Raw genomic sequence first — 18,400 nt, 5'->3', positions numbered from 1 at the left:
CATGCTTACAAACTCAGTGCAGCTTGACTGACGGCTTGGCGTGCTTCATCAGGCTGCTGGCGGCGGCGGTAACGCCGGTGCGCACCGGCCCCAGCAAGGCGTTCAGATGCATCAGGTGCAAGCTGGCGTACATCATGCGGGCGAAGAAGCCGTCGACAAACCAGCCCAGTTTGGTCAGCGATCCCATCAAGGTGCCGACCGAGGTATTCCTGCCGAACGACACCAGCGAACCATGGTCTTTGTAGACGTAGGGGGTGTCCAGCGCCGCCTGTCCCTTGTTCGAGCGGACGAACATCTCCAGCAGGTAGTCGGCCTGCTGGTGCGCGGCCTGGGCGCGCGGCGGCACCATTTTGCCGTCGGGGCCGATGCAAGCGGCGCAATCGCCCAGCGCATAGATATTGTTGCTGCCTGCGACCTTGAGCAAGCCGTCGACTTCCAGCTGGCCTGATTTGGTCACCGGCAAACCCAGGGTCTTGAGAAAATCGGGAGCCTTGATGCCGGCCGACCATACGCACAGGTCCGACGCGTAATTGTTGCCGTTGGCGTCAGTCACGAAATTCTCTGCGATGGCGGCGACGCGGCAATCGGTGACCACCTTCACTTCGCGTTCCTGCAGCAGCTTGGTGGCCGCCTTGGAAACCCGTTCGGTCAGCGGCGCCAGCAAGCGCGGCGCGCCTTCCAGGATGGTGATGCGGACATCGCGGTTCGGATTCAGGTGCGGGAAATCGTAATCGGTGTAGACGCTGCTGGCGTCGCGCAGTTCGGCCGCCAGTTCGACGCCGGTTGCGCCGCCGCCGACGATCACGATGTCGACTCCGGCGTCGGGATCCTTTTCTTTCTTCAGGTCCGCCATCGCCAGCATTTTCAGCAGGCGCAGCCGGAAATGCTCGGCGTCTTCGGTGGTGTTCAGCGAAATCGTGTTTTCCTCGGCGCCGCTGATGCCGAAATAGTTGGAAACGCTGCCGACCGCGATCACCAGCTTGCTGAAGCCGATCTGGCGCGGCGGGATCAGTTCCTGCGCCGATTCATCCAGCACCGCATCCACCGTGATCGTGTTGCTGACGCTGTCGAGCGCGGTCATGGCGCCGTAGACGAAGCGGAATTTATTGTCGTGCGCCAACATCTGGTAAGACAAGCCTTCCTGATGGATGTCGCGCGTTCCCGCCGCAACTTCGTGCAGGGACGGCTTCCATATGTGGTACAGCGCCCGGTCCACCAGCGTGACGTGGCCGCTCCCCAGCTTGCGGCCGAGCTTGCATGCCAGCTCCAGGCCGCCGGCGCCGCCGCCGACAATCACGATTTCATCCGACATCCATTTTTCCTTCGACTTTTTATTGATCAATCACGCTGCAAACCGCTGAAGCTTGCACAGCCCGAACTGGCGCATTACCCGCCAAGTCTACTTTTATAGTGCTGCATAGCGCAATAGTGCCGTAGTTTCGGCGCTTTTTGATCAGGCGCCGCCAATTTGCAGTATTCGGGAAAACCCGGCAACGCGCCAGAAAACGGCAAGGGCAGAATCCGAAAATCGATTTTCGCCATGCAAAACCGGCGCCGGAAAACATCGCTGCAAATACCCAAATGGTATCTGGTTGACAGCCCTGGACTGCGCTATGATGAAAGCAGAGAACATTGCAAATACAATTTTCAGGAGGGCATATGTACCGGAAAATTCTCGTCGCCTACAATGGCACGCCCGAAAGCCGTTCGGCCCTGTATTCCTGCATCCAGCTGGCGCCCGGCCCTGAAGTCGAGGTCCACCTGCTGGGGGTCATCAACCTTGCCACCTACCTGATGGCAGGCGAATTCGTCGCCGAATCCGCTATCAGGGCTGAAAAGACCCTGCTCGAACAAGAACTGATCAAGGGCCACAAGCTGCTCAGCGACGCCGGCATCAAGGCTGTCGACCATTTTGAAAGCGGCGAACCGGTGAATGTGATCAGCGACCTGGTCAGCAAGCTGGGGGTAGACCTGGTGATCGTCGGCCATTCACGCAAGAAACCGATGGCGACACGCTGGTGGCGCGGCTCGGTGGATACCCTCCTGGTTGAAAAAGTGCCTTGCAGCGTACTGGTGGCGACCGATCCCTGCCCGCCGTCCTGAGCCTGCACCAGGCCGGTGCTCCCGGCTTTCGACCTTGCAGCCGTCGGCTTATGACTTAGGCGCATCCGCCGGCGCCTGCCCCGGCATCGGCAATTCGATCACCACCGTCGTTCCCTTGCCTTCGCCGCCGGCAAAGCGGACTTGCCCGCCCAGGTAGGTCGCCCTTTCATGCAAGCCGCGCAAACCGTGGGTGGTGGTGTTTTCAAAACGCTGCTGCGACATGCCGACGCCGTTATCGCGCACCGTCAGCGCCAGCCGGTCTTCGTCAATGTCGAGGATCAAATCGACCTGGGTGGCCTGGGCGTGCTTGGAGACGTTATTCAGGATTTCCTGCAGCATGCGATAGACCGCTATTTCGATTTTACGATCGACGGCGATGTCCTCGTCCGGCAGGCTGGAGTTGCACACGATCTCGGTGCGCTGGCTGAAATCTTCCAGCTGTTCGACAATCGCCGCTTTCAGCCCGAACAGCTCAAGCATGTTCGGCCGCAATTCAGTCTGGATCCGGCGCGTGGTCGCCACCAGCGAACTCAGCAGGGTTTGCATCTGCGACCGGCGATGCTGCCAGTGCTCATTCTCCGGCAGGATCTTGTAGACGCCCTCCAGGTGCATGCTCAGCGCCGTCAGCGATGCGCCCATGTTGTCGTGCAGCTCGCGCGCGATCGCCCGTTTCTCTTCTTCCCGTATGGTTTCCATGTGGTTGGCCAGCTCGCGCAGCAAGGCGGTGCGCTGGGCGATGGTGCGTTCCAGCTCCAGTTCGCGCTGCCTGAGCGAATCCTCGGCGCGCTTGCGCTCGCTGATATCGGTGGCGATGCCGACCACGCCCATGACTTGCCCCTGCTGGCCGAACCATGGCGCCTTGGTGGTCTGGAAAGTGGTGACCATGTCGCCCGGCAGCTGCACCGTCTGTTCCAGCGTTTCGGAAACCCGGCCGCTCATGATACGGGCGTCATCCTGGTCGATGCGGATTGCATCTTCCTGATCCGGGAACAGTTCGCGGCTGCGGCGGTGTTTGGCGTCCTGCCAGCTCAGTCCGAGCTGGCGCAAATAGGCTGGATTGGCGAAAATCAGGCGCCCTTGGCTGTCTTTCACGAAAATCGGGTCGTTGGTGTTGTCGCTCACCGCAATCAGCAAGGCGGTGGCTTCCGCCAGTTCCGCGGCGCTTTGCAGGCGCGCTCCGTATTCACGGTCGACCTTGCCTGCGGCGCGCCAGAAAATGAACAGCACCAGCACGCCGTCGATCAGGGTCAGCAAAGGCGGCACCGAGGTACGCTCGTAAAAACCCTGGCGCGCGCCCCAGTCCGCCAGCCAGTGCAGGGCCACCAGCAGCACCAGCATCTGCGGCAGGGAGCGGCGCAGCATCTGCCCGCCCGGCGCATGACGCGTGATGATCGCCATCAGGCGCTGATGCGGACGCGCCATCAGCAGCGCCATGCCCAACAACAGGAACGCGGTCGCCGACAGCCAGGGGATGCTGGTGGCGTACACCATCTGGGTCATTGCCGCGACGTTGTACAGGTAACCCAGCAATGGGATCGCGCTCAGGAATATCAAGGCAATCGCCAGGTATTCTGCCAGGTGGCTTTCTTTTTTTCCGCGGCGGTCAAGCAGCAGCAAAGCCAGTCCGCAGAAAACAAAACCGATGGCCACCATCGGATGCAAGCCGCTCGGGTTGCGCAAACCGGGCTGCGGCGCCAGCGCGGCAAGAAGAATGTCAAGCCAGCCTGGACTGCGAAACGCTTCATGCCACAGCGCCGCGACGGCAAACAGCAGCAGCAGGACGGCCAGCGCTTGCGCCGCCAGCCTGGCGGCTTTTCGCAGCCTGCCCGTCAGGCATTGCAGCAGCAGGCTGCCGGCGGCCAGCAAGAAACCGGCGGCGGTGTTGGCCCGCATGAGCGGCAGCTGCGATGTCGGGAACGGCAGCGCCACCTGGTAAACGCAGGCAACCAGCACCACCGCGGACACTATCGTCAGCGCCAGGCTCACCAGGATGGCGGCGATGGCGGTACGCGATACATAGGTGCGTGTAGCGGCAAGGCTTTCCAGCGCCCGCGCCTTCAGCAAATCCTGGTAATGCGGATTGCCTAGCCCCGCCTCATGGTCGTCTGTCGTCAAGTCGTCTCCAGGATTTTCATGTCGTTCGATAGCATAACCGGGTCATTGCAAAAACAAAGCATGAAAAGCACAAAACCCGCCGGATGCCGGCGGGCGGATATGGCTGAAAACGCTGCAAGCAGCTGCCAGGCTGCAACAGCTCCGTCAATGATCCGGCAGTCCTGTCCCCAGTGCTGCCAGCAAGTCGCGCAGCTTGGTGAATTCCGAACTCTTGTCGAAGAAAAAACGCACGCCATATTTCTCGCCGGCGCGGCGAAAGGCGTTGCTGACGTTATTGCTGAAAATGATTTTCGTGGAATTGAGCGGCTTGGGCGACGCCGCCAGCGTACGCAACAGGCTCATGCCATTGCCCTGCTTGAGTTCGATATCCAGGATCAGCACGTCAAAAGGTTCGGCATCGATTTTTTTCAATGCATCCGCCTCTTCCTCTGCAAATCCGGCAAATACCACGCCCGGGATTTCGCTCAAGGTATCAATCATCAAATCCCTGACAGCCACTGAATCTTCGACCAAAAAAATCCGCAACGGCGTGGCGCCGGATTCGGCTATATCGGAGGTTGTTGTATGGTCCATTTTAGTTGACGGCTATTTCAACATCCCTCGCTTCAATTCATGCATTGCGCCAGGCTGGCGAACGGCAGGCGGTTTTCACCCGCGACACGATTGCCCCATCTAGTCGATCAGATTGTTCTTGATCGCATAATAAATAATATCCGCATTGCTGGTCATGCTCATCTTCTGCAGCACACGCGTACGGTAAGTGCTGATGGTCTTGACGCTCAGGCAAAGCTCTTCGGCAATCCTGGTCACTCCTTCACCCTGGCTCAATTTATAAAAAATTTCATACTCGCGCGCCGACAAGGATTCATGCAGCGGCGCATTCTCATTACTGGCAGGATCTGCCGTCAGCAGCTCAGCCACCGCGTAGCTGATGTACTTGTGGCCCTGCAGTATGGTTTCGATCGCCTTTACCAGCTCCTTCGCCAGCGCTTCTTTCTGCACATAACCGTCGGCGCCGCTGCGCAGCACCTGCACCGCGTAACGGCTTTCCGGGTGCATGCTCAGGATCAGCACCGGCAATTGCGGCCTCTCGCGCTTGATCTGCTTTAGCACCTCCACGCCGCTCTTGTCCGGCATCGCGATATCGAGCAGCACGATGTCGTATTCCTCGGAGCGGATCAGCCGGATCGCTTCCTGCGCGTTGGCGGCTTCCCCGGTGATTTCCATCTCCGGGATATCTGCAATGAAGTACTGGACGCCGGCGCGGACTACCGCATGGTCGTCAACCACCAAAATTTTTATCATCTATTCAACCGTCGCAATCAGATAAGTTGTCCGGCGCTGTTTCCAGCGCGTGACGTTCAGTGTGCGTCCGACTGCCTTCAATGTAAACGCAGATCCAGTGTATAACCGTTTCCCGTATCCGTTCAATCTTTCATCCAGCACTTCATCCCGGATGTGCGTCCGCCGAACCTCTGCCATGCAGGCTCCGGCCGGCGGACGGGTGCAACCTACTTCAGCAAGATATTGTTCTTCACCGATTTCACCCCCTTGACGCCGGCCGCCACCGCGGAAGCCCTGGCAGCATCATCCCGTTGCGCCACAAAGCCGCTCAGCTGCACCACGCCCTTGAACGTCTCGACATTGATTTCGGCCGATTTCAAGCTTGGCTCATTGAAGATTTCAGCCTTGACCTTGGTCGTGATGACAGCGTCATCCACGTAGCCGCCGGTGCCTTCCTGGGTAGCGGTCGCAGCGCAGCCGACCAGGGACACCATGCACAGCGCGAAGAAAAAAGCCGAGATGCGTTTGTAAAAAGTAGTCATTGATGGTTCTCCTTGAGATGTTGCAGTTGCAGTCGCAAACGATCAATTATTTGCCGAGCTCGGCCTTGGCAGCAACGACACAGTCTTCCTTGGCAGCGCCTGCCAGCGCATCGCACTTGGCCATGGCAACCTTGTAGCGTGCATCGGCGCGTTCTTCCCGAGCGTCGGCCTTGGCCTTGGACACATCCTTCTGGGTGTTGGCGTCGGCTACATCGTTAACCCGGTCCGCCTTGGCCTGCGTGATGCAGACATCCTTGGCATTGCCCGCCAGGCCATTGCATTTTTCCCTGGCGACAGCATAGTCGGCGTCAGCTTCGGATTTACGTGCGCTGGCAACAGCTTTCGGGGTATTTTTATATTCGGCTTTTGCATCTTGCGCGGTGTGTTCGCGGGTGGCCTTGGCCTGCTTCAGGCAGACATCCTTGCCGTTGCCGCTCAGCTCGTCGCATTTTGCCTTGTCGCTCTTGTAGGTGGCGTCAGCCAGGTCTTCCGCCGCCTTGTAGCTGGCTTTGGCGCTGTCCGCCGCCAGTGCCAGCGATGTGCCGCTAAAAGCGGCAACGCCGATCAGCATGGCCGCGAGGATTTTGTTGATAGTCATGTCAATGTCCTTTCTTTCTTCGACATCATGGCGTCATTGCCAATCATGCATGGTGGAATCGAGGATCCGGAACTACCGATCCTTGTGACGCTCTTCAAACGCGCGGATCTGCTTTTCAGCCTCGTCCTTGCTGATGCCGTAGGCTTCCTGGATGCTGCCGGCCAGCTGGTCGCGCTTGCCGGCGATCTGCTCCAGCTTGTCGTCGGTGAGCTTGCCCCATTGCTGCTTGACGTTGCCCTTGAATTGTTTCCAGTTGCCTTGGATAGTGTCCCAGTTCATTGTGCACTCCTTGATGGTTGTCGATTCAATGCCAGGCCGGTTTTCCGGCAACGCGGCTGGCCTGGTATGCAGGGGCGCCTGTAGAGCGACAGCGCCGGCCCGGCCGGCCCGCATCGCTGCCCTTGCATCGGTGAGTCCATGCTAACCAGCCTCCCCATGAGGCGCTATAGGACAGGGACCGAAGTCCTTGTAGGACAAACGGAAGCAGCGGCCGCACGGAACGCGCCGCCAATGTGTAAAATTGTCGGCCTGCTACCGTTACAAGCGGTTTTCCACAAGCAAACCGCCGGCGCAGCGGCAATCTTAAAAGGAAGGAAATCATGAGAGTCAGTCGATACCTTAGTTTCTGGGCAATACTGCTGCTGACTTTGCTGCTTGCCGCCGGCGCCGCAGCCGGCAAGATGGGGTGGTGGTGGGCGGTGCTCCCCGGCCTGCTGACCGCGCTCGGCGTCTGGGACATGAACCAGCGCAGCCATGCGATCCTGCGCAACTACCCGCTGATGGGGCATTTCCGTTTTCTGTTTGAAATGATCCGCCCCGAGATGCGCCAGTATTTTTTCGAGAGCGACAACGACGGCGCGCCGTTCACCCGCAAGGAACGCAGCCTGGTCTACCAGCGCGCCAAAGGCGAAGTCGACAGCCGGCCGTTCGGGACCGAGCTGGACGTCAAGCTGCGCGGCTATGAATGGGTAGGCCACTCGCTGTCGCCGACCATCATCGCCAGCCATGATTTCCGCGTCACGGTCGGCGCCGAACGGGCGCAGCCGTATTCGATGTCGGTCTTCAATGTATCGGCGATGAGCTTCGGCGCGCTGTCGGCCAACGCCATCCGCGCGCTCAACCGCGGCGCCAAGAAAGGCGGCTTTGCGCACGATACCGGCGAAGGCTCGATCTCGCCCTATCACCGCGAATTCGGCGGCGACCTGCTGTGGCAGATCGCCTCCGGCTATTTCGGCTGCCGCAACGGCGACGGCAGCTTCAATGAAGAAAAATTCGTGGCGCAAGCGACTTCGCCGCAAGTCAAGATGATCACGGTCAAGCTCTCGCAAGGCGCCAAGCCCGGCCACGGCGGCGTGCTGCCTGCGGCCAAGGTCACGCCGGAGATTTCCGCCACGCGCGGCGTGCCGATGGGCGTCGACTGCATCTCGCCCGCCGCCCATTCCTCGTTTTCGAATCCTATCGGCCTGCTGGAATTCATCCAGAAACTGCGCACGCTGTCGGGCGACAAGCCGGTCGGTTTCAAATTGTGCGTCGGCCATCCCTGGGAGTTTTTCGGCATCGTCAAAGCCATGCTGCAGACCGGCATCCTGCCGGACTTCATCGTGGTGGACGGTTCCGAAGGCGGCACCGGCGCGGCGCCGCTGGAGTTTGTCGATCATGTCGGCATGCCTCTGCAGGAAGGTTTGCTGCTGGTGCATAACACCCTGCTCGGCGCCGGCCTGCGCGACCGCATCAAGATCGGCGCCAGCGGCAAGGTGATCACCGCCTTCGACCTGGCGCGCACGCTGGCGATAGGCGCCGACTGGTGCAACTCGGCGCGCGGCTTCATGTTCTCGCTCGGCTGCATACAGTCGCAAAGCTGCCATACCGACCGCTGTCCGACCGGTGTCGCCACCCAGGACGTGGGCCGGCAGAAGGCGCTGGTGGTGCCGGACAAGGCCGAACGCGTCTATCGCTTCCATGAAAGCACTTTGCATGCGCTGCAGGAGCTGGTGCAGGCCGCGGGCCTGCCGCATGCTTCTGCGCTACGCGCGCATCACATTGTGCGCCGTACCTCGGACCATGAAGTGAAGCTGATGTCTGATTTGCTGCATTACCTGCAGCCGGGAGATTTGCTGAACCAGACATACCGCTATCCGGTGTTCGAGAAATACTGGCCTATCGCGCGCGCGGAGAGTTTCCATCCTGCCGCGCCGATCCAGGCCGGCGCCTGAAAAAAAAGCCAGGGTGGCTGCACACCCTGGCTTTTTTGCTGTCCTTGAACCGGTTCAGGCTTCGGCATCCGGCTGGTTTTCCGGCGCTGCCTTGATAAAGGCGTCCAGCTGCTGGCAGTTCTGGTAAATGCCCATCACGGTCGGCATCGCCGACAGGTCGCATTTCAGGCGCTGTGCATTGAAAATCTGCGGCACCAGGCAGCAGTCGGCCAGCGTCAGCGTATCGCCGAAACAGAACTTGCCGGGCCTGCGGTCCCTCGCCAGCGTCACCTCCAGCGCCGCCAGGCCGCTTTCGCACCAGTGCCGGTACCAGGCGTTCTTGGCGTTTTCATCCACTTTCAATTCGTGCACCAGGTAACGCAGCACGCGCAGGTTGTTGAGCGGGTGGATGTCGCAGGCAATCGACAAGGCTATGCTGCGTACGAAAGCCCGGTCCAGCGCAGCCGGCGGCAGCAATGCCGGCGCCGGATGGATTTCTTCCAGGTATTCCAGGATCGCCAGCGACTGCGTCAGCACCGCCTGGCCGTCGGCTGCATCGTCGTCGACCATGGTCGGCACCAGGCCGTCGCTGTTCAAGGTCCGGTACATCTGGCTGAGCTGCTCGCCGCCATGTTTCAGCAGATGCACGGGAACGGTATCGTAGGGCATGCCCTTCAGGTTCAAGGCAATCCGTACCCGGTAGGAGGCGGAACTGCGGAAGTAGCTATACAGTTTCATCGGTATCTGCTCAGACCAGGCGTACGCGCAGATCGCCGACGCCCGCTACCGATCCTTCCAGCAGGTCGCCCTTGCCCACGGCGGCAACCCCGGCCGGCGTGCCGGTAAAAATCAGGTCGCCGGCCTGCAATTCAAAATAGGCGGACAGCTGCTCAATGGTCTCGGCAATGTTCCAGATCATCTGGTTGATGTCGCCCTTCTGGCGCAATGCACCGTTCACGTCCAGGTGGATATCGCCTTGCTCGATGACGCCGGTGGCGCCGACCGGATGGATCGGCGAAATCGGCGCCGAATGGTCAAAGCCCTTGCCGGTGCACCATGGCCGTCCCAGCTTCTTGGCTTCGCCCTGCAGGTCGCGGCGGGTCATGTCGAGCCCGACTGCGTAACCCCAGATGTGCTTGACGGCTTCGGCTGCCGGGATATTCTTGCCGCCGGTGGACAGGGCCACCACCAGTTCGATTTCGTGGTGCAGGTCCTGGGTCATGGATGGATAAGGCATCTCGCCTATGCTGCCGTGGGCGACCGGCAGCACGGCGTCGACCGGCTTCATGAAGAAGAACGGCGCTTCACGGCCGCTGCTGCCCATTTCCTTGGCGTGTTCGGCATAATTGCGGCCGACGCAGTAGATCCGGTGCACCGGAAACAATTGGTCGCTGCCGGCCACGGGAACGGCTGCTGCCGGTTTGGGAGGGAAAACGAAGTGCATGGAAGCTCCTTTTTCAATACCGCCGGAATGCCGGCAGCGAACATTGTCTGAATTTAATGCTTGCCGAGAAACTGCCCCAGGCGACGTACCGCTTCTTGCAGGTTTTCCATTGAAGTCGCGTACGACAGGCGGATGTAGTGCTGTGCAGTGTAGGGGCCGAAATCCAGGCCGGAAACCATGCTGACGCCGACCTGGTTCAAGACTTCCTTGACGAACTTGTCGGCGTCGTCGCCTTCCTTAAAGAGGGCGCTGCAATCCGCATACACATAAAACGCGCCATCCGGCATCACCGGCACCTTGAACCCCAGTTCGACCAGGGCCGGCACCAGGTAATCGCGGCGGCGCTTGAATTCGCTCTTGCGCGATTCGTACAAAGCCAGCGACTCGGGCTCGAAACAAGCCAGCGCAGCGTGCTGGGCGATCGCCGAGGGACAGATGAACAGGTTCTGGGCGAGTTTTTCGATAGGCGCCACCAGCGCTTCCGGCAGCACCAGCCAGCCGAGACGCCAGCCGGTCATGTTGAAATATTTGGAGAAACTGTTGATGACGATGATGTCGTCGCCCAGCGACAGCGCCGAAAACGGGTCGCCTTCGTAGCTCAGGCCCTGGTAGATTTCATCGACGATGGAAAAGCCGCCCTTGCCGCGCACGGTGGCGATGATCTTCTCCAGCTCGCTGTGCAGGATCGAAGTGCCGGTCGGATTGGACGGCGACGCCAGCAGCACGCCGCGCGTCTGCCCGCCCCAGTGCTCGCGCACCATCTGGTCGGACAGCTGGAAGCGCTGCTGCGGACCGCTGGCGATCATTTTCGCCTGGCCGTCGAAGGCCGCGACGAAGTGGCGATTGCAGGGGTAGGAAGGATCAGGCATCAGCACCTCGCTGCCCTTTTCCACCAGCGCGGCGCAAGCCAGCAGCAAGGCCGCCGAAGCGCCGGCGGTGACGACAATGCGCTCGGGCGTGATATCGAGGCTGAACACCTGGCGGTAATGGGCCGAGATCGCTTCCCGCAGCGCCGGCAGGCCCGTGGCCGAGGTGTACTGCATCTTGCCGTCGGCCATGGCCTTGGCGGCGGCTTCGATCACCAGCGGCGCCGCGGTGAAATCAGGTTCGCCGATACCCATGTGGATAATGTGGCGGCCTTGCCGTTCCAGCGCTGCAGCCATTTTTGCCAGCTCCATCACATGGAACGGTGCGATGTTGTCGAGGCGTGAAGCTAGGTGCGAGAATGTCATGAATGCTTTTCCGAATGGCGCGGCGCTAGCTGCCAGCGGCTGTTCGCCTCGCCTGAAACACGGAACCGGAAGCGACAACGCAGCATCCGCGGCCCCGCCTTGATTGCTGGATCAGGATTTCTTGCCGGCGCCGATTTCCACTGCGCGCGCCTTCGCGGCAAATTTATCCAGTACGCCGTTCACATACTTGTGGCCATCGATGCCGCCGAACGATTTGGTCAGTTCGACCGCTTCGTTGATGACTACGCGGTAAGGGATTTCAACGTGGTTCTGCAGTTCGAAAGCGCCGATCAGCAGGGCCGCGTGCTCCACCGGCGACAGCTCGCTGATCTTGCGGTCGATCAGCGGCTCCAGGCCGGCGCGCAATGTGGCGACGTCCTTGATCGCACCGTACAGCAGCGAGTTGAAATGCTCGGCGTCGGCCTTGTCGAAACCGTGCGCCTGGCGGATGTTTTCGCTGATCGCGGTCACGTCTTCATTGTTCAACAGCCATTGGTACAGGCCCTGCAACGCGAATTCGCGCGCGCGGTGACGCGGCGTGCGGCTCTTGCTCGGATTGGCGTGCAAAGTTTTATTGGTCATAATTTTTCCAGCTATCGTTCACATACAAAAAGGCAAAGCGCCGCCGGCGCCTCGCCTGTCACAACATCTTATTCTTCGCTGGTGGCTTCCGCCAGCTCTTCCAGCGCGATCGCCAGGTTGGCCATTTCCACCGCCACCCGCGCAGCGTCGGTGCCCTTCTCTTCCATCCGCGCTTCGGCCTGCTCGTCGTTCTCGGTGGTCAGCACGGCGTTCGCGATCGGGATGCCGGAGTCCAGGCCGACACGCGTGATGCCGGCGCCGGATTCATTCGAGACCAGCTCGAAATGGTAAGTCTCGCCGCGGATGACGGCGCCGATCGCGATCAGCGCATCGAACTGCATGGTCTCTGCCATCTTCTGCAGCGCCAGCGGGATTTCCAGCGCGCCGGGCACGGTGACATGCAGGATGTCTTCATCCGCCACGCCCAGGTGCTTCAGCTCCGCCAGGCAGGCCGAGATCAAGCCGTGGCAGACATCTTCGTTGAAGCGGGCTTGCACAATACCGATGCGCAAATCTGCACCATCCAGATTGGTTTCGTAAATTCCGACTGTCATGGTTTTCCTCTTATACGCACCAGGCGCTTATCTATTCATCAATTACTGCAAACATCGGCTACAACAGACACCGCTACAGCACTCTACTCTTCTACTCTTCAAGCATTCGGCTTGTTTTGATAACCGGTGATCTCAAGGTCGTAACCCGTCATCGACGGCATCTTGCGCGGGCTGGCCAGCAGCTTCATCTTGCCGACGCCGAGGTCTTTCAGGATCTGCGCGCCGATGCCGTATGTCCGCAGGTCGACCCGCGGCGGCGGCGGCTTGACGCCGCTGCAAGCTGCTTCCAGCGCGGCGAACTTGGCGAAGATCTGGTCGGCCGATTCTTCGCAGTTGAGCAGCACCACCACGCCGCACGGCGAAGCGGAGATCGCCGCCAGCGCCGACGCCATGTTCCAGGAATGGTTGGTGGCTTCGGTTTCCAGCAAGTCCAGGATCGATACCGGCTGGTGCACGCGCACCAGGGTTTCCACATCCGGCGACGGCGTGCCGTGCAGCAGGGCCAGGTGGGCGCCACCGCTTGGCGTGTCGCGATAAGCGATGGTCTTGAACGTGCCCTGGGCAGTATGGGTAGTGCGTTCAGCCAGGCGCTCGACGATGCTTTCGTGCTGGCCGCGGTAATGGATCAGGTCGGCGATGGTGCCGACCTTGAGCCCGTGCTCCTTGGAGAATTCCAGCAAGTCAGGCAGGCGCGCCATGGTGCCGTCTTCCTTGAGGATTTCGCAGATCACGGCAGCCGGCGTCAGGCCCGCCATTTCGGTCAGGTCGCAACCGGCTTCGGTATGGCCGGCGCGCATCAGCACGCCGCCCTTGCGCGCCTTGATCGGGAAGATGTGGCCCGGCTGCACGATATCGCCAGCCTTGGCGCCAAGCGCTACCGCCACCTGGATGGTGCGGGCGCGGTCGGCGGCCGAAATGCCGGTGGTGACGCCTTCGGCGGCTTCGATCGATACGGTGAAATTGGTGCCGTAGGCGGTGCCGTTGCGGCTGGTCATCATGCCCAGGTTGAGCTGGTCGCAGCGCTCTTCGGTCAAGGTCAGGCAGACCAGGCCGCGCGCATACTTCACCATGAAATTGATCGCCTCAGGCGTCACGAAATCGGCGGCGAGCACCAGGTCGCCCTCGTTTTCACGGTCTTCCTCATCCACCAGAATCACCATGCGCCCGGCACGGAGTTCAGCAATGATTTCTTCAGTTGTTGCAAGTGACATGTTTCGCCTTGGAGATAACCGGCCCGGAAGCCGCCTTATGGGTAGCCTGGTCCAGCTTTGCTATGAAGGTTGCGGTTTATGCACGCAAGGCCGCCCCTGGGCAGCCTGGGTAAAACAAACATAAACCAGAGGTCGCTATTTTAAAGGATTTAGCAGACTGAAAATGTTTTAAGGACACCAGTTTGCCGCTGTTTTGCAGCAAAACCCAGGATCGCCGCTCTCAGGCCGCCAATGGTTGCATGTTTGCCAATGCATCGACCAGCAACATGGGATCGCCCAGGGCCAGCCGCTTCGAGTCAGACAGCGCCTGCCGGAACGACTTGGCGCCCGGCACGCCGGCCATCAGGCCCAGCATGTGGCGGGTGATGCTGTTGAGGCGCAAACCCTTGCCGTCGTGCCCATGCAGCGCCAGCTGCTGGCGGATATAAGGCAGCATGGCTTCGATCACTTCGGCGCGCGTCTTCGGCGCTGCGCCGGCGGCGCCGAAATAGCGGGAATCGAAATCGGCCATCAGGTAGGGATTGTGATAAGCCTCGCGGCCCAGCATCACGCCGTCGACATATTGCAGGTGGAAATCGATTTCTTCGGTAGTCTTGATGGCGCCGTTGATGATGATTTCCAGCCCCGGGAAATCGCGTGCCAGCTGGTAGGCGTATTCATACTTGAGCGGCGGGATTTCGCGGTTTTCCTTGGGGCTCAGGCCCTTCAGGATGGCATTGCGCGCATGCACGATGAAGGTCTGGCAGCCGGCTTGCGCCACGGTGCCGACAAAATCGCGGACAAATTCGTAGGATTCGGTCTTGTCGATGCCAATCCGGTGCTTGACGGTAACATCGATGCTCACCGCATCGCGCATCGCCTTGACGCAATCAGCCACCAGCTCGGCTTCCGCCATCAGGCAGGCGCCGAAAGCGCCCTTCTGCACCCGTTCGGACGGGCAGCCGCAGTTCAGGTTGATCTCGTCGTAACCCCACTGCTGGCCCAGTCTGGCGCTCTTGGCCAGGTCGGCCGGTTCGCTGCCGCCCAGCTGCAAGGCGACCGGATGCTCGATATCGCTGAAATCGAGGTGGCGCGGCACGTCACCGTGCAGCAAGGCGCCGGTGGTCACCATTTCGGTGTAGAGCCAGGTGTGGCGGGTGATCTGGCGATGGAACACGCGGCAATGGCGGTCGGTCCAGTCCATCATGGGCGCAACGGATATGCGGCGCTTAGTGTAATTACTTGATTTCATTGAGATAAACAACTATTTTTGCGGCTAATTAGTGATGCAATTTATGCGCTATTTTGCTCAATTTTGTGGTATTTTGCTACCTCATTGCATCAAATTTGCATCAAGGAACATGGCAACTATTACAAAACGAGGCGCATCTTGGTTCGCGCAAATCCGGCGAAAAGGCCATAAGTCTATCAGTAAGTCATTCCCGACCAAAGGAATGGCCCAAGAATGGACGCGCAAAATCGAGCGTGAGATCGATACATTAGATTTCCAAGACGGACGCAGCCTCTCTGGCGTCACCCTGTCGGAGTTAATTGAACGCTACTCCAAAGAGATGCAGGTTGCAAAACCCTTTGGACGCAACAAACTTGACCTCCTGACCCGGCTCAAAAGAGACATAGGTGACTTGACTATCCCGGAGATCACCTCGGAAAAACTCATGGAACATATAAAAAACAGGCAGCAAGCCAAGCCAGACGGGAGCAAGGGCGCCGGCGGCGTCACCATCAGCGTCTAATTCACCTATCTCGGCAGCGTGTTCAAGGCAGCCAAACAGCTGCGGAAAATGCCAATTGACCTTGACGTTATTTCCGAAACTCGGGCCAACCTGAAGTACATGGGCCTGCGGACAAAATCCACTGAGCGCGACCGGCGACCAACAGAACAGGAAATCAAGCAGATTTGCGACTGGTTCATCGCCAAAGGTACAAGACAGAAGGTCCCGATGTCGGACCTGATCCGCTTCGCGATTGCAACAGCCATGCGGGCGGGGGAAATCATTAACTTGAAATGGGACGATCTCAACGAAAATGACAGGACAATAACTATCAGGGATCGCAAGCACCCGCAGGAGAAAAAGGGGAATGATCAAGAGGTGCCGTTGCTGGCCGACGCTTTCAATATTGCGATGCGCCAGCCCCGCACAAGCGACCCGCGGATTTTCCCGGTCACGAACGGCACTATAAGCAGCCATTTCCCGCGCGCCTGTAACGCACTAAAAATCGTTGACCTGAGATTCCATGATCTGCGCCATGAGGGTGTGTCACGCCTATTCGAACAAGGATATCGTATCGAGCAAGTTGCCTTGGTATCCGGGCATCGTGATTGGAAAATGCTAGCCAGATATACACAGATTAGGGCTAAAGATTTGCATAGAAAGCCATAGGCTCTTGCAAATTCGAAAGCAAACTGGGCTTCAACAAATTTCGCGAAAATCTGGTTTCTCATCGCCAGCAATACTACTGTATATAAATACAGTATAATGACATATCAACTCGCTCTGTATTCAGATGCCATACAGGGTTTCCGATTAACCACCAAATCAACCAATTAGTTGACAACCCACCCAAAAAGGAATAATATGCGTATAAATCAACCAGATTGTTTATTAGTTACCGTGAATAGCATTCTATTTAGTTACTAAATTTCAGTTAGTTAACGGTTGAATTAGGAGAGAAACATGAAATTAACGCCATTCGGATTGTGTGTGAGAAAGCTCCGGTTGGATCTTGGCCTGACCCTGAAGGATATGGCGACGGCGCTATCCGTGAGCTCTGCCTATCTAAGTTCTGTTGAGCTTGGGGAAAAAGCTCTTAGCAATAAGATGGGGGATCAAGTACTCGCATTTTTGGCCCCACTAATCAGCATGGTTCAATATCAAGAACTGCAGGTGGCATGCGCTCAATCGATGAAAGCTGTTCCCGTTTCGGCCTTACATGCTGACGATCGAAACCTGGTAGCTGCATTTGCACGAAGATTGAGCGATGGTCAGGGAGTACCAGAGGATGTTCTGAAGTGGCTAAAATCCGGAGGCCTTGATGGTAGTAACTAATGGAAACTCAAGTAATCCGAAAAAGCCCTGCGGCTATAAAGTTGCAGGAAAGACTCGATTGGAATTAAGGGGAGTAGCTGACCAATTTAGAGCGCTATTAAATGCAAGCGGTTGCTATAAGGACGGCCCACATTTTGTTGACGCCGTTCATCTTCTGGAAGACACCCTCTTTAGAGCTGGATACATAGTCCATCCGATACCTGATAGCGAACTATCTGAGACGGCTGCTTTCACGATCCCTGAAAAGGGCCTCATCGTGCTACGTGAAAGCATATATCTCGGACTCTTCAATGATGACCCTTTTTCAAGATACACCGTGATTCATGAGTTTAGCCATATTGCCCTAAATCACGCTATTTCTTTGCACCGTGGAGCAGTCTTGGGAGAACACAACTGGTATGAGGATAGCGAGTGGCAAGCGAATAATCTCGCGGCAGAAATAATGATGCCAGTTGAAACCGTCAAAGCGTTGGACTGCAAACCAATACTAATCGCAGCGGAATGCGGAGTTAGCAGTAAGGCCGTGCAATATCGGTTGGAGAATTTGCGAAAGGAGAACCTAATATGAAGCACGTATATGAAACAAAAAACGCCTAAAGAATGGGGATTCTTTAGGCGTTTAGGGAAAAGAAAACTGAGCTTTGACCCCAGTTTTCTCTTGAATTACTTGCTTTTCGAAGAGCAGCCGAAGTGTATGCTATACAACGCTGTTTTGCAAGTACCAAGTTCTCGACTAAGGTCAAGCGAACTGATGAAAGGTACTTGTCATGATTACATGCCAATATCCGAAATCCGTCCGTGTGAGCGCTTATCAGCGATTCCGCAAGGGAAAGCTCGAACTAGTCTGCTCGCACTGCCGGTCGATGCCTAAGTAAGCATCGGTAAAGCCAGGGTGGCGAGATATCGCCACCCTTTTTGGATTTCCTTGGGAGACAGTATGTTGAACGCTAACGATTCCTACGAAAAGCGCCAAAGGCGTTTTTTGAAGCCTATTTTTCTGCACACATTACCAGCACTAATCATTATCTTCTTCTTGCTAAGCATAACCGATGTGCTTTGTGGGCCGTTCTTTATGCCTGCTGGATCTAAATCGGCATGCAGCGCCAGCCCACCAGATATCCTAATTTACGGCCTCTTTGCATGGGCAGTTCTCGGAGGCATTGCGTCTGCATGGAGATGCTATCGGGATCATTGGTGCGGGGATATTTACGACGATTTTTGATCGGGTGCGCGGGGTCAAATCCTGCGCCTCCGGTCGATTGCCGCAATTTAAATAAACATTTTCTTCTGGAAAAACGTTCATGACTAACCAAAATAACAAGAAAAATTTAGTTGCTGGCAGACCCGGAATAAAAAAGAAACCGGCCACGCCGACTGCAGTACGGAAGGGAAAAGTTCAATCTAGCTTTGACGGCATGATTAAACTTAAAACCGGGGGTGACCAGAAGAAAAAGCAAGATACGCCCGGCACAGCCCCTAAAAAGAAGAGTTAATCT

Annotated in this window: 21 protein-coding genes; 7 read left to right on the top strand and 14 right to left on the bottom strand. The window is 58.0% G+C overall.

Annotated features, from left to right (window positions below; translation table 11 throughout):
* Nucleotides 1-13: 13 nt before the first annotated feature.
* On the bottom strand, nucleotides 14-1,312 hold the full coding sequence (locus tag AC07RZ_RS20710) for an NAD(P)/FAD-dependent oxidoreductase (protein WP_494669398.1): 1,299 nt from the start codon (nucleotides 1,310-1,312) through the stop codon (nucleotides 14-16).
* Nucleotides 1,313-1,659: 347 nt separating this feature from the next.
* Between AC07RZ_RS20710 and AC07RZ_RS20705 the strand changes: the two genes are divergently transcribed.
* Nucleotides 1,660-2,103: a universal stress protein gene (locus AC07RZ_RS20705; protein ID WP_144741572.1), complete on the top strand. Its 444-nt coding sequence runs from the start codon at nucleotides 1,660-1,662 to the stop codon at nucleotides 2,101-2,103.
* A 48-nt stretch (nucleotides 2,104-2,151) separates the two neighbouring features.
* Here the strand turns inward: AC07RZ_RS20705 and AC07RZ_RS20700 are convergent, their stop codons facing one another.
* The 6 genes from AC07RZ_RS20700 to AC07RZ_RS20675 form a co-directional block, all read right to left on the bottom strand.
* Nucleotides 2,152-4,218, bottom strand: a complete 2,067-nt coding sequence (locus AC07RZ_RS20700) for a PAS domain-containing sensor histidine kinase (protein WP_494669397.1) — start codon at nucleotides 4,216-4,218, stop codon at nucleotides 2,152-2,154.
* A 144-nt stretch (nucleotides 4,219-4,362) separates the two neighbouring features.
* On the bottom strand, nucleotides 4,363-4,791 hold the full coding sequence (locus AC07RZ_RS20695; protein WP_494669396.1) for a response regulator: 429 nt from the start codon (nucleotides 4,789-4,791) through the stop codon (nucleotides 4,363-4,365).
* Nucleotides 4,792-4,890: 99 nt separating this feature from the next.
* On the bottom strand, nucleotides 4,891-5,523 hold the full coding sequence (locus tag AC07RZ_RS20690) for a response regulator (protein ID WP_494669395.1): 633 nt from the start codon (nucleotides 5,521-5,523) through the stop codon (nucleotides 4,891-4,893).
* Between the two features lie 206 nt (nucleotides 5,524-5,729).
* Complete coding sequence (locus tag AC07RZ_RS20685; protein WP_144741560.1) at nucleotides 5,730-6,044, bottom strand: BON domain-containing protein; 315 nt, start codon at nucleotides 6,042-6,044, stop codon at nucleotides 5,730-5,732.
* A gap of 46 nt (nucleotides 6,045-6,090) precedes the next feature.
* On the bottom strand, nucleotides 6,091-6,642 hold the full coding sequence (locus AC07RZ_RS20680; RefSeq protein ID WP_494669394.1) for a hypothetical protein: 552 nt from the start codon (nucleotides 6,640-6,642) through the stop codon (nucleotides 6,091-6,093).
* Nucleotides 6,643-6,714: 72 nt separating this feature from the next.
* Nucleotides 6,715-6,921 carry a CsbD family protein gene (locus AC07RZ_RS20675; protein ID WP_494669393.1) on the bottom strand — a complete coding sequence of 69 codons (207 nt, stop codon included), beginning with the start codon at nucleotides 6,919-6,921 and terminating at the stop codon, nucleotides 6,715-6,717.
* Between the two features lie 320 nt (nucleotides 6,922-7,241).
* On the opposite strand from AC07RZ_RS20675, the gene AC07RZ_RS20670 reads away from it, so the two are divergent.
* Nucleotides 7,242-8,855 carry an FMN-binding glutamate synthase family protein gene (locus tag AC07RZ_RS20670; RefSeq protein WP_494669392.1) on the top strand — a complete coding sequence of 538 codons (1,614 nt, stop codon included), beginning with the start codon at nucleotides 7,242-7,244 and terminating at the stop codon, nucleotides 8,853-8,855.
* A 54-nt stretch (nucleotides 8,856-8,909) separates the two neighbouring features.
* On the opposite strand, the gene maiA is transcribed toward AC07RZ_RS20670, so the two are convergent.
* The 7 genes from maiA to dusA all read right to left on the bottom strand — a co-directional run bounded on the left by maiA (nucleotide 8,910) and on the right by dusA (nucleotide 15,043).
* Complete coding sequence (gene maiA, locus AC07RZ_RS20665) at nucleotides 8,910-9,572, bottom strand: maleylacetoacetate isomerase (RefSeq protein WP_494669391.1); 663 nt, start codon at nucleotides 9,570-9,572, stop codon at nucleotides 8,910-8,912.
* 10 nt (nucleotides 9,573-9,582) lie between these two features.
* Complete coding sequence (locus AC07RZ_RS20660; RefSeq protein WP_494669390.1) at nucleotides 9,583-10,278, bottom strand: fumarylacetoacetate hydrolase family protein; 696 nt, start codon at nucleotides 10,276-10,278, stop codon at nucleotides 9,583-9,585.
* A gap of 53 nt (nucleotides 10,279-10,331) precedes the next feature.
* A complete protein-coding gene (locus AC07RZ_RS20655; protein ID WP_494669389.1) occupies nucleotides 10,332-11,510 on the bottom strand; it encodes a pyridoxal phosphate-dependent aminotransferase in 1,179 nt (392 codons plus the stop codon).
* Between the two features lie 111 nt (nucleotides 11,511-11,621).
* Complete coding sequence (nusB, locus tag AC07RZ_RS20650) at nucleotides 11,622-12,092, bottom strand: transcription antitermination factor NusB (RefSeq protein WP_144741543.1); 471 nt, start codon at nucleotides 12,090-12,092, stop codon at nucleotides 11,622-11,624.
* A gap of 68 nt (nucleotides 12,093-12,160) precedes the next feature.
* Nucleotides 12,161-12,646 carry a 6,7-dimethyl-8-ribityllumazine synthase gene (ribH, locus tag AC07RZ_RS20645; RefSeq protein ID WP_092399808.1) on the bottom strand — a complete coding sequence of 162 codons (486 nt, stop codon included), beginning with the start codon at nucleotides 12,644-12,646 and terminating at the stop codon, nucleotides 12,161-12,163.
* Nucleotides 12,647-12,744: 98 nt separating this feature from the next.
* Nucleotides 12,745-13,857 (bottom strand): bifunctional 3,4-dihydroxy-2-butanone-4-phosphate synthase/GTP cyclohydrolase II, encoded by a 1,113-nt coding sequence (gene ribBA / locus AC07RZ_RS20640; RefSeq protein WP_494669388.1) that lies wholly within the window; start codon nucleotides 13,855-13,857, stop codon nucleotides 12,745-12,747.
* Between the two features lie 220 nt (nucleotides 13,858-14,077).
* A complete protein-coding gene (dusA, locus tag AC07RZ_RS20635; RefSeq protein WP_494669387.1) occupies nucleotides 14,078-15,043 on the bottom strand; it encodes a tRNA dihydrouridine(20/20a) synthase DusA in 966 nt (321 codons plus the stop codon).
* Between the two features lie 154 nt (nucleotides 15,044-15,197).
* On the opposite strand from dusA, the gene AC07RZ_RS20630 reads away from it, so the two are divergent.
* From AC07RZ_RS20630 to AC07RZ_RS20610, 5 genes are all read left to right on the top strand, one after another.
* A complete protein-coding gene (locus AC07RZ_RS20630; protein WP_494669386.1) occupies nucleotides 15,198-15,590 on the top strand; it encodes a hypothetical protein in 393 nt (130 codons plus the stop codon).
* A 48-nt stretch (nucleotides 15,591-15,638) separates the two neighbouring features.
* Nucleotides 15,639-16,238, top strand: a complete 600-nt coding sequence (locus AC07RZ_RS20625; protein ID WP_494669385.1) for a site-specific integrase — start codon at nucleotides 15,639-15,641, stop codon at nucleotides 16,236-16,238.
* 294 nt (nucleotides 16,239-16,532) lie between these two features.
* Nucleotides 16,533-16,904, top strand: coding sequence for a helix-turn-helix domain-containing protein (locus AC07RZ_RS20620; protein WP_494669384.1), 372 nt, complete (start codon nucleotides 16,533-16,535; stop codon nucleotides 16,902-16,904).
* Nucleotides 16,891-17,472: an ImmA/IrrE family metallo-endopeptidase gene (locus tag AC07RZ_RS20615; protein ID WP_494669383.1), complete on the top strand. Its 582-nt coding sequence runs from the start codon at nucleotides 16,891-16,893 to the stop codon at nucleotides 17,470-17,472. The genes AC07RZ_RS20620 and AC07RZ_RS20615 overlap by 14 nt, the downstream gene beginning before the upstream one ends.
* A 733-nt stretch (nucleotides 17,473-18,205) precedes the next feature.
* Nucleotides 18,206-18,397, top strand: a complete 192-nt coding sequence (locus AC07RZ_RS20610; RefSeq protein WP_494669382.1) for a hypothetical protein — start codon at nucleotides 18,206-18,208, stop codon at nucleotides 18,395-18,397.
* The last annotated feature ends 3 nt before the right edge of the window (nucleotides 18,398-18,400 follow it).

It is taken from the genome of Collimonas sp. GW821-FHT07E08, assembly GCF_059418905.1.
The sequence above is the reverse complement of the archived record's forward strand: the minus strand, read 5'-3'. Positions and strand labels throughout refer to the sequence as shown.